Below are 11474 nucleotides of genomic sequence, written 5' to 3' on the forward strand. Positions count from 1 at the left end.
CAAAAAAGCCTATCCGAAGATAGGCTTGAATGTTGGTGTTAGCAGAAATGCATTATGGAATTTCTTGCTCTTCACCTTCAAATTCAGGTTTGACTTGAACAATGAAGTCCTGACGGTTCAAACCGCGCCATAAAGCAAAGGCTGTACCAATGTAAATAGATGAATATGTTCCGACAAATACACCCACAAACATCGCAATCGAGAACCATTTCAGACCATCACCGCCCATGAGCATCATTGCGACTACAACCAATAATAGGGTCATAGAGGTGTGAATGGTACGACGTAAGGTTTCTGTCAGTGCAATGTTCACCACTTCAAGCGGTGTCGCACCACGGATTTTACGGAAGTTTTCACGAATACGGTCAGATACAACAATGTTATCGTTGAGTGAGAAGCCAATAATCGCCAATAACGCTGCCAATACAGTCAGATCAAATGGCCATTGCATCATGGCAAAAATACCCAGTGTCACAATAATATCGTGGAACAATGACAGTACCGCACCCATTGCCAGTTTGAATTCAAAGCGAATGGTGACATAAACCAACATCAATAACAGTGCTAAAGCGACAGCGCCCGCAGAACGTACGTATAGCTCATTACCGACTTGACCACCCACCACATCTACCTTTGGCACAGTTGCCGTGTTATTTGGTAGTTGTACCGCAGCAGTAATTGCTTTGGTTAAGTCTTCTGCTTCAACATCTTCTTGCACAGGCATACGTACCATTAGGTCGCGGTCTGAACCAAGCGTTTGTACCACAGGGTCGTTAAAGCCTGCTTTGACCAATGCGTTAGAAACATCGGTGGCTTTTACTGGATTGCTATAGTTGAGTTCTGCAGCAATACCCCCAGTAAAGTCCAAACCTAAGTTTAAACCTTTGGTGGCAATGAAGAAGATACTGGCAACCGTTAATAGAATAGAAAGCATCGCCGCAGGCAAAGCAATCTTCATAAACGGAATCACGCGCTCATCATCAGGGCGGCCATATTTTTTTGAAGGCAGTTGAGTATTCTCAGTCATCAGTGATCTCCTTAAATGCTCAACTTTTTCAAGTTACGTTTTTTGCCGTAGATGAGTTGTACAATTGCACGGGTCACTGTAATTGCAGTAAACATCGAGCAGACAATACCAATCATGAGCGTCACAGCAAAGCCTTTGATTGGGCCTGTACCAATCGCAAATAGAATGAATGCCACCAAGAATGTGGTTAAGTTCGAGTCGAAAATAGTGTTATACGCTCGGTCATAACCTGCCACAATGGCTTGTTTGGGCGAGGCGCCCCACTTAATTTCCTCTCGTATTCGCTCACAAATCAAGACGTTGGCATCTACCGCCATACCAATGGTAATTACGATACCCGCAATACCCGGCAAGGTGAGTGATGCACCAATCCAAGACATGACGGTTAAAATCATGGCTAAGTTAAATACTAAAGCGAAGTTGGCAATCAGACCAAACAGACGGAAGAACACCACCATCCAGATTGCAACCAAAATGAAGCCAATCTGAGTCGACAATACGCCTTTATCAATGTTTTCTTGACCCAAGCTTGGACCAATCACACGTTCTTCAACAAAGTACATTGGCGCTGCCAAGGCACCTGCACGAAGCATTAAGGCCAATTCAGAGGCTTCTTGTGGGGAATCTAGACCTGTAATACGGAACTGCGAACCCAATACCGCCTGAATGGTTGCAGCATTAATGACGACAGATTCGGTATATGGGGTGCGTACTTCAGTTTGTGTGCCAGTTTCATCGGTCACATAGCTAATACGTTGTTTGTTTTCAATAAACAATACCGCCATACGTTTACCCACAGCGTTACGTGTCGCATCTGCCATGAGTTTACCGCCCGCAGCATCAAGGGTAATGTTAACTTCTGCACCGCCTGTATCTTGGCTAAAACCACTCGACGCATTTTGAACACGCTCACCCGTTAAAATACGGCTGCGGTTCAATAATAATTGGCGACCACTGTCCAAAGATTCAAAGGCAAACGCTTCTGTGCCAGGTGGTACTGTACCTGTAGTCTGACCTGTGTACGGATCAATGTATTGATCATTTAAGTCAGACACCAAACGGAATTCGAGGTTCGCAGTACGACCGAGTACACGCTTCGCTTCAGCAGTATCTTGTACGCCTGGCAATTCCACTACAATACGGTTGCTACCTTGAGTTTGTACCAAAGCTTCAGCCACACCTAACTCGTTAATACGGTTACGTAAAGTAGTTAAGTTCTGATTGACCGCATACGACTGAATTTCCTGTTTACGGACATCGGTATAGTTCAGACGTAAGCTAGAGCCTTCTGTGGTGGCTACAGCTTGCTGTGTGTATTCATTGCCGTTACGACGCAAGAAATCCATCACTGCATCACGGTCTGCATTATTGGCAAACTGTAGGGTGATGGTGTTGTTATTCAGCGAAAGGCTATTAAATTTCAGCTTGTTGTCACGCAATTGACGGCGTAAATCGGTGGCTGAAGTTTCCATACGCTGGCTGATGGCCTTGTCCATATCCACTTCTAATAAGAAGTGTACACCACCACGTAAGTCCAGACCGAGTTTCATTGGTTTTGCACCAATTTTTTGTAGCCATTCTGGTGTGGTTGGCGCAAGGTTCAGTGCCACGACATAGTCATCACCTAAACCGCGACGTAAAGCTTCTTTGGCTTTGAGTTGGGCTTCTGAGGTGTCTAAACGCAACAATGCAGCATTGTTGGTAAAGCTGTTGTCATGACTGGCAATATTTTCTGATTGTAAAATTTGCTCTGCTTTTTGTATGATGCTTTGATCAATTTGGGTACCAGCTTTGGCACCTGAAATTTGAACAGCAGGTTCATCTGGATACAAGCTAGGCAGGGCATATAATGTACTCACCACAAGAACAACGAGGATGAGCAGATATTTCCATGCTGGGTAACGCATTTATTTTCTTCTTAAAATGAAAAAGTCGTGCGTGAGCACGACTCTTTTTGATTAGAGGTTGTTTAATGTGCCTTCAGGAAGAACTGAAATGACACTCGCGCGTTGTACTTTTACTTCTACACCACGGTTCAGCTCTACCACTGCAAAATCACCTTCAATTTTCGTGATTTTACCCATAAGACCACCTGCGAATACCACTTCACTGCCTACGCCCAAGCTTTCAATCAGTGTACGATGCTCTTTGGCACGCTTTGATTGTGGACGCCAAATCAGGAAGTAGAAAATTGCAATGAAGACTGCAATCATTAAAAGGTTAGCCACAAGGCTTGGTTGTTGTGCAGCTTCACCTGCTGCGTGAGCGGTCGAAATAAAAAGGCTCATTTCATTTTCCTAAACTAAAAACTGGCGATCAGTGATCTGATAATAAATTGGGTTTGTTCTGCAATTTACCTTGTCTTTTTACTCAGCGCAAATACTGAAAAGACTAATCTTCAGGACAAGGCGGTACTTCTAGGCCACGACGGGCATAAAAGTCCTGTACAAATTCATCGAAAGTGCCGTTATCTAAGGCATTGCGAATATCTTGGGTAAAGCGTTGGTAATAACGTAAGTTATGAATAGTGCCCAACATTGACCCCAACATTTCGCCACATTTTTCTAAATGAAACAAATAAGCGCGGGTAAAGTTCTTGCAAGTATAGCAATCACAATGCGGATCGAGCGGGCTTTGGTCATGACGATACTTACTGTTACGAATACGCACCAAGCCATCGGTTACAAAGTAATGACCATTGCGCGCATTACGGGTTGGCATCACGCAGTCGAACATATCGACGCCACGACGAATTGCTTCCACAATATCTTCTGGCTTGCCGACGCCCATCAAATAACGTGGTTTATCTTCTGGCATTTTAGCTGGCAAATAATCCAGTACTTTGATCATTTCTTCTTTCGGTTCACCCACCGAAAGACCGCCAATGGCATAACCATCAAAACCAATTTCAAGTAAGCCGTTTAAAGATTCAACACGTAAATCTTCGTACATACCGCCTTGAATAATCCCGAACAGCGCGTTGCTGTTTTGTAGTTCATCATGGTGATGTGTTTTACAGCGTTTTGCCCAGCGTAAAGACAATTGCAAAGATTTTTGTGCTTCTTCATGCGTTGCAGGATAAGGCGTACATTCGTCAAAAATCATCACGATGTCAGAGTTCAAAGTTTTTTGAATTTCCATCGAGATTTCAGGCGAAAGAAAAACCTTTGAGCCATCAATAGGCGAACGGAAGGTCACACCTTCTTCTTTAATTTTACGCATTGCGCCTAAGCTAAACACCTGAAAGCCACCAGAGTCAGTCAAAATAGGCTTATCCCATTTGATGAATTCATGTAGACCGCCGTGTTGCTGAATCACTTCTAGCCCTGGACGCAAATATAAATGAAAGGTATTGCCTAAAATAACCTGTGCCTGAATTTCTTCAATATCGCGTGGCAGCATGCCTTTGACTGTGCCATACGTCCCCACAGGCATAAACACAGGGGTTTCTACCACACCATGAGCAAGTGTTAAACGACCACGACGGGCGCGCCCCGACTGACCTAATTTCTCAAACTTCATATATGTTCCAAATCAAGGCGAAAAAACAGTTCGCTGATTGTTCATGCTAAAAGTGCAATATTTTCCTAGATTCTGCACGGAATTGCCAGTTGAGATACGTTTTCCTTGGTAAAAATTGCGAGTAAATATTTTGTTCAAATCCATTGTGCTTACATGGCGTAAAATTGCTGAATACGTTGGGTAATTTCTTTATGTAAGGCAATTTCACCTTGTTCATGATTGTCCATTGCAGCAACGTGCTGAATTAAACGCTGAATATATAAATTACTGTCAATAAAACTCGGTTCTAATGTGAGCAAATAGGCTTCATGTGCAATGCTCAAATAATCATACGGTTCCACTTCTAAAAGTTGTGCCAGATCAATCAGCAAGTCTTTATCCACTTGTTGTAGTTTGAGCTTGGGTTGTGCGGTGGATTGTTCCATCGTGGTTTGAGGCGCTTTGTTGTGCAGCAATTCATCGAGCAAAGCACTTGGAGCGTTTAGAAATTGCGCTGAGTGGATTTCTACATCGACCTGTTTGGGCACATGAATAAAAAACAGAATTTGGCTTAAATCTAAGCCATAAGCGCCCGATAAAGATTGTTTAGCCTGCTGAAATATATCCAGTAAAAGTTCAAGATGGTTGTATTGCAGCGTGTCATTGGAATTCAGCAGAGGATTGCCATAGATATGTCGCTGTTTAAAATAATCTGCAAAAATATTTTTAAATTGATGCAGACCGCTAGAATTGTTGGCTTGAGTGCGATAACGCCATTTTTCTATATTCCATTTACTTACTTCAGATAAATATTGTGCTTCATCTTCCTGTTCATTAAACAGGCTGCGTTGGCTTGAAACAGCTAAATAATCGACCCCAAGATATTCATTAAAGACCAGTACACAGGCATAAATTTGGTCTTGTTCATATTGCTCATAGAGTTGGAAAAACTCTTGAATGAGGGTGTTTTTCAGGTTCTGAATATGTTCTAACATTTTATCGGCTTACTTTTTATTTTGGGATTTATGTTTTGAGCAATTGTTGTTTATATTTTGCTCAACCTCATGATTGTGTCAAAGCTGAGAAAAATGTCAATAAGACAAAACAAATTGTAGTCAAAGCTCACTTAAGTTGTTAAATTGTAATTAAAATCAATTCATAGAGGTGGGCTATGAGTGAATTAAATAGTGCACTAAAAGAAGACCAATTCTATAAAACACTTTTGGAAACCACGAATGCAATTCCGTGGCAGATTAACTGGAAAACCAAAGCTTTTAGCTATATTGGCCCACAAATTGAGTCTTTACTGGGTTGGACGCAAGACAGCTGGAAAACTGCACAAGATTGGATTGATCGGATGCATCCTGAAGATCGGGACAAGACCGTGAATATGTGTGTGAGTCTGTCCGATCAAGGCACAGACCACGAAGCGGATTATCGTGCCTTAACCGCTACAGGAGGTTATGTCTGGATTCGTGATGTGGTGCATGTGATTCGTGAAAATAACGAAACTGTGGCGATTATTGGGTTTATGTTTGATATTTCTGCGCGTAAACAAATGGAGTTGGAACTCGAAGCGTTGAGTCGCAAAAATCTGGCTTTGAGCTTACAAGACCCGCTGACCTTGGTTGCCAATCGAAAGGCGCTCAGTGAGCGTATAGAAAACGAATTTAAACGTGCTGTGCGTCATCAACATGCATTGTCTCTCTTGTTTATCGACATCGACCATTTCAAGCCTTATAACGACAATTATGGACATTTACAGGGTGATCATTGTTTGATTAGTGTGGCGCAGTTGCTTAAACAACACTTTGCGCGTGCATCTGACTTTGTGGCTCGCTTTGGTGGTGAAGAGTTTGTGGTGCTATTGCCTGAAACACCATTGGCAGATGCTGTACAACTTGCTGAAAACTTTAGGCAGGCAGTATATGCGCTGGAAATTCCACATACCAAGACAGGGGAGACGACCCAAGTTACTGTGAGTATTGGTGTAAATAGCTATCACCAAAATCAGCAGTATCACAATGTGGTCGATTTTCTGCATTCAGCCGATGAATTGTTGTATTTGGCAAAAAACAAAGGACGTAATCAGGTGCAGTATCTGACACAGTCTTGTGTTTAGTCGAAATCTGAAAAAACAGCAAGCTTCGTGCTTGCTGTTTTTATAAATAATTTCAAAGGAGCGGCTTAGAATTAAATGGCTTAAAAGTTTGGACGATAATCAAAACTTTGTGCTGCACTGTTGTCCCGAAAGGCGCGCACAGGTTTTTTCGCTGTGGTTGCAGTGTTAATCATGTTGTTGGGAAAGACCTGAATATAGTTATTAAATAACTCGACATTGCGGTTATAAATAGTAATCGCAGCACCGACATTTTCGTTCTGCTCATCAATTTCATGCATCATTTTTAAATACAGTTGGTCGGCTTTGAGTTCAGGGTAATTTTCGACCACCACATTTAAGCTGCGCATCAATTCTTTGCTCAAGGCTTCAACACGTTGTAACTGACTCACATCGGCATTGTTGATGTTCAGGTTCATAATATTTTGGCGTAGTTCAGTCACTTTTTCTAAAGTGCCTTTTTCCATGCCTGCATATTGTTCGACCACTGGTGCAAGTTCTTCGAGCGTTTTTAATTTCTGTCGTTCAAAACTGGTCACATCTGCCCAAGCGCGGATGGTGGCGTTGTGGTGGCGTACGATGTTGTTACGAATCATGATGCCCAGCATCACCAAGACGATGACAACCAAAAGAAAAATTGCGATACCCATGTTTTGCCCCAAGACGATTTTCTTAGTCCAGAAAATCAATCAAATCTGTCTGTAATTGTTCTAAATAAGGTAATTTAAAAGTGCGTAAGTGTCCACGCAATGCGGAAATATCTTGAATATTTTTTGCTTTACTGGAAATTTCAAACAAGTTGCGATTACCTAAAAAACAGAGCGTGTTCCGCTCAGGGTGAAATAACAAATCACCTTGCTGATGCTGAAAAAAATCATCCAGTTTTAACACCATTGCAGGGCTGAGCGTACGCGCCAGTTGAATTGCATCACTGCCAAAAAAGTTGAGTTTTTGATTCAGGCGAATGTCACTGGTATGCCACGGCACATGATAAGGCGCACCAAAGGTTTTATTGTTTGAGGTAACGGCTAAACCTTGTAGCTGCACATCAAAGACAAATACGCCCGATAAATGTCGCACCACTTCACGTACTTTGTAGTCATTGCCATTTTGATCTTTAATGCGGGTTTCACTGACATAGCGATATTCAAATACCAAAACCTGATGCTGCTTGCCTTGTTGATCTTGCCAAACTGTACTGGCGTAGCGGCGAATTTCATTGGACAGATTCCCCAAATTAAATAAAGGGAACAGACTTTTTAAATGGGCAATCAAATAAACGGGTTGTAGGGTTCGGGCAAGATGTTGCGGTGGTTGCTGCCATGCCAGTTGATAGCGTTGAGCAATGCTTTCTTGTTCTAAAAAAGTGATGACTTCTTCAATGGGGTCGTCTTGTTCATAGGTAATAAATGCCCAGAAGATACAGCCTAACCCAATCAGCAAGCAGAATTGCAGCCAAATATTACTCGGTTGAATCAAGAGCAATAAACAGAACAACACACCTATAATGCCAAGCAGGACAGGCAAAACATTTTCAAACTTGAGGGTGATGTCATCTTGCCAAGGGTGTAAGCCATCTAAAATATCTTGATGGCTTTGTGCTTTTTTTCCAATATCCCATAACCGCGCGATATTACGAAATACCCGTTGATTCTTCTTGCGTCGAATATGAATGGAGTGTTGCACGGTATCGAGCGGCATGGCGGTTTCTTTTACAGTTTGAAAATTAAGTCTGAGCTTGATCAATCAGCATTGCATCGCCATAGCTAAAGAAACGATAGCGTTCCGCCACAGCATGTTGATACGCCTGCATGACATTTTCACGGCTTGAAAGCGCAGATACCAACATTAATAAGGTGGATTCAGGCAAGTGGAAATTGGTGATTAGACGATCCACCACTTTAAACTGATAACCTGGGTAAATAAAAATTTGCGTATCACCCGACCAAGCCGCAAGTTCGCCTGAATGGGCTTGAGCTGCACTTTCCACGGCACGGGTAGCAGTTGTACCCACTGAAATAACTTTATTACCTCGTGCTTTGGTTTCACGAATCAGCGCTACGGCAGCTTCAGAAACTTCACACCATTCACTGTGCATGATGTGATTGGCAATATCATCGGTACGTACAGGCAGGAATGTACCTGCGCCCACGTGCAAGGTCACAAAGGTTTTTTGAATGCCTTTATCTGCTAGCTGTTGCAGTAAGGCTTCATCAAAGTGCAAGCTGGCAGTGGGGGCGGCAACACTAGCGAGTTTTGTTGGGTCGTTAAATACGGTTTGATAACGCTCGGTATCAATCGCTTCTGCTTCGCGGTTAAAGTAGGGTGGAATCGGCAACTGACCGTAGGCATCCAATACGTCTAAAATAGGCTGCGAAAACTCGACAATAAATAAGTTTTCATGGCGACCTTGTACGGTCACTTTTACAGCATCAGGCCCAATAAACAGTTCTGCACCTGCTTTTGGTGAGTTGCTGGCTTTAATATGGCAATGGGCAATAAATTGATCTTGCAGACGTTCTACCAAGACTTCCACTGCACCGCCTGTGGCACGTTTACCTTTAAGACGCGCTTTCATGACTTTGGTATCGTTAAGTACCAGTAAATCGCCCGCTTCGAGTAAATTCAGTAAGTCGGTAAATTGATGGTCATGATACTGACCTTGAGCATCAAGATGCAGCAGACGAGAGGCGCTACGACTTGCTAGTGGGTAACGAGCAATGAGTTCATCGGGGAGATTAAAATTAAAGTCAGAAAGCTGCATGATAAAAACAAGTTAGAACACTGGGAAAACTGCGCCTAGTATATGCTTTTTTAGGTTTTATGGATGAAATTGGTCGATTATAAATCAAAAAAATGACAGCTGATTTAATTTTAAACAATTGCAAAAAACTTGCGTTGACAAGCTGTCAAAAAAGTTTATTATACCCATCAACACCTACCCGAGGTGGTGAAATTGGTAGACGCGGCGGACTCAAAATCCGCTGTCAGAGATGACGTGTCGGTTCGAGTCCGACCCTCGGGACCACAGATATATAATTATATGCCAACCAATGGTATATAAGCTTCGAAAGCCCTGATAATTCAGGGCTTTGTTGTTTCTGCATACCAACCCATGCCTATACACATCCCAATGTTTTAAAGATACGATTAAAGATACGATTAAAGATACGGTTTATCTTTTCGAAATTTATATCTTTATTATGGCTAAAATCGTCAAACCTCTCACCGATACCAAGTGTTCTTCGGCAAAGCCCAAAGTCAACTCTCAAGGAAAACTTGTCAATAATAAGCTTGCTGATGGCAACGGGTTGTACTTAATTGTTAGACCTAGTGGCACAAAGACATGGCAATTCATTTACGGTTCATTTTCGGATTCAATCAATAATTGAACCGCTCTTTCTCTGATTTCAGGGGTATATTTTGGTTTTGTCATTGGAACATTCTCTCTCAAGAAAGTTGGTCTCCGACAAACCTGGTACGGTTCAATACGCGCTCTAGAACACTCTCATTCGCGTTTATTTGTTATGTTGAAGTTTTTCTTTGAAAGTGTGTTGATCGAGTTGGAGTGGCGAATAGGAGCAAAAGAAAGGGAGTGACACATATAACTTCCTTTCAAAAAATCTTAAATATTTTTATTTAATATTCTATCTCTATCCTTCATATCAGCTACGAATGTTTCTAAATTATCTTTCACGAAAACTATTCTTTGTTCAAAGATTTGCTTTGGAGTAAGTTCATCTAGCTGGAGATTCATATTTTTTGCCCAAATGATAAAAAGATCATCAAACCCTATTAAATTTTCTCCACTTTCCACACGTTCTTGATGGCAGTAATCGATAATAATTCTTTTGGCTTCTTCATGTCTTTTCACTGCTTTAAAAATTTCACTAATCGGTAAAAAATTAATATTATCGCTATCTTCGCTACCTCTAATGTGCATACCTACACATTTAACTTTACCTCGATGGAATCCTACAATTAATCCACCCGACATTCCATTTGTGTTTTCACTCAAATAACTTAACTTTTTGAAAACATGAGTGTAGGTATCCTTCGTCATCACTCCTTTAATAACATCTCTATTAACTATAGTGCTACATGAGTGAATATCGGGATTAAAGCTCATAGTTGCGTTTTCTGAGTCATAGAATATTTCGTTCGATTTTTCCGTAAATCCATTATCGAATAACAATATTCCTTCTTTAAAATCATTTATTTCTAATGTGGCAGTTTTATCGACATCGATCCAAAAATTAATCTCCTGACCAGGCATAGGATTGAATAACTCGACTAAAATTACATCTTTAAAGTCATAGTATTCATGTTCCTCTATGAGATCAGCAATCTCTACGAAATACTTCGGGTATAAGAAGTCATTTATAGATTTAAAGCTATGGTTAGCTCTAGATGTAACCCAAAAGGGTGAAGTATTAGAATTTTCATGATTATCTATATAGTCGAGTAATGTGTGACGCGTCGTTAATAGAAAGTAATTTAATCCTTGCTTTAACAGTATACCTGTTCCTATTCCAGTAAACATTTGATCTTTAAAATGTTCATTTTGATTTTCGGAATATTCTTCAAGAATATGAAAAATTCTTCGTGTCGAATTTCTTAGTATTTCATACTTAGCAAGTGCTTTAGCAAATGCTTGAGGAGTTAGGAGAGGGTGTGAACTTGTTTGCTTGTTCGGTTGCTGAACCGTACCGGGTTTGTCGGAGACCAACTTTCTTGAGAGAATGTTCCAATGACAAAACCAAAATATACCCCTGAAATCAGAGAAAGAGCGGTTCAATTATTGATTGAATCTGAAAAAGATTATCC

11 protein-coding genes and 1 tRNA gene are annotated in these 11474 nt (G+C 41.3%); 3 read left to right on the forward strand and 9 right to left on the reverse strand.

Annotated features, from left to right (window positions below; genetic code table 11):
- Positions 1-52: 52 nt before the first annotated feature.
- The 5 genes from secF to HYG89_RS13235 all read right to left on the reverse strand — a co-directional run bounded on the left by secF (position 53) and on the right by HYG89_RS13235 (position 5523).
- Positions 53-1030, reverse strand: coding sequence for a protein translocase subunit SecF (gene secF / locus HYG89_RS13215; protein ID WP_178867888.1), 978 nt, complete (start codon positions 1028-1030; stop codon positions 53-55).
- An 8-nt stretch (positions 1031-1038) separates the two neighbouring features.
- Positions 1039-2934, reverse strand: a complete 1896-nt coding sequence (gene secD, locus HYG89_RS13220) for a protein translocase subunit SecD (RefSeq protein WP_178867879.1) — start codon at positions 2932-2934, stop codon at positions 1039-1041.
- Positions 2935-2985: 51 nt separating this feature from the next.
- Positions 2986-3315: a preprotein translocase subunit YajC gene (gene yajC, locus HYG89_RS13225; protein WP_004974939.1), complete on the reverse strand. Its 330-nt coding sequence runs from the start codon at positions 3313-3315 to the stop codon at positions 2986-2988.
- Between the two features lie 103 nt (positions 3316-3418).
- Positions 3419-4549, reverse strand: a complete 1131-nt coding sequence (gene tgt, locus HYG89_RS13230) for a tRNA guanosine(34) transglycosylase Tgt (RefSeq protein ID WP_004974942.1) — start codon at positions 4547-4549, stop codon at positions 3419-3421.
- A 149-nt stretch (positions 4550-4698) separates the two neighbouring features.
- The gene (locus HYG89_RS13235) at positions 4699-5523 is read right to left on the reverse strand and encodes a DUF4303 domain-containing protein (protein WP_178867881.1); all 825 of its coding nucleotides are present in this window, start codon (positions 5521-5523) and stop codon (positions 4699-4701) included.
- Positions 5524-5699: 176 nt separating this feature from the next.
- On the opposite strand from HYG89_RS13235, the gene HYG89_RS13240 reads away from it, so the two are divergent.
- Entirely contained in the window at positions 5700-6650 is a 951-nt protein-coding gene (locus HYG89_RS13240; protein WP_178867883.1) for a sensor domain-containing diguanylate cyclase, read from the forward strand.
- 80 nt (positions 6651-6730) lie between these two features.
- Here the strand turns inward: HYG89_RS13240 and HYG89_RS13245 are convergent, their stop codons facing one another.
- The 3 genes from HYG89_RS13245 to queA are packed head-to-tail and all read right to left on the reverse strand — an operon-like array spanning position 6731 to position 9411.
- Positions 6731-7297, reverse strand: coding sequence for a LemA family protein (locus tag HYG89_RS13245; RefSeq protein ID WP_163141230.1), 567 nt, complete (start codon positions 7295-7297; stop codon positions 6731-6733).
- A 22-nt stretch (positions 7298-7319) separates the two neighbouring features.
- Positions 7320-8348 carry a hypothetical protein gene (locus HYG89_RS13250; RefSeq protein ID WP_178867885.1) on the reverse strand — a complete coding sequence of 343 codons (1029 nt, stop codon included), beginning with the start codon at positions 8346-8348 and terminating at the stop codon, positions 7320-7322.
- Positions 8349-8373: 25 nt separating this feature from the next.
- Complete coding sequence (queA, locus tag HYG89_RS13255) at positions 8374-9411, reverse strand: tRNA preQ1(34) S-adenosylmethionine ribosyltransferase-isomerase QueA (RefSeq protein ID WP_131262001.1); 1038 nt, start codon at positions 9409-9411, stop codon at positions 8374-8376.
- Between the two features lie 177 nt (positions 9412-9588).
- Between queA and HYG89_RS13260 the strand changes: the two genes are divergently transcribed.
- Together HYG89_RS13260 and HYG89_RS16095 are read left to right on the forward strand one after the other, a co-directional pair.
- Positions 9589-9675 (forward strand) — tRNA-Leu (locus tag HYG89_RS13260).
- A 175-nt stretch (positions 9676-9850) separates the two neighbouring features.
- Entirely contained in the window at positions 9851-10039 is a 189-nt protein-coding gene (locus HYG89_RS16095) for an Arm DNA-binding domain-containing protein (RefSeq protein WP_329608963.1), read from the forward strand.
- A 233-nt stretch (positions 10040-10272) separates the two neighbouring features.
- Here HYG89_RS16095 and HYG89_RS13265 read toward each other — a convergent pair whose 3' ends face one another.
- Positions 10273-11376, reverse strand: a complete 1104-nt coding sequence (locus tag HYG89_RS13265; RefSeq protein WP_178867887.1) for a hypothetical protein — start codon at positions 11374-11376, stop codon at positions 10273-10275.
- Positions 11377-11474: the final 98 nt, after the last annotated feature.

The organism is Acinetobacter sp. SwsAc5 (genome assembly GCF_013391485.1).
Lineage (GTDB): Bacteria > Pseudomonadota > Gammaproteobacteria > Pseudomonadales > Moraxellaceae > Acinetobacter > Acinetobacter towneri.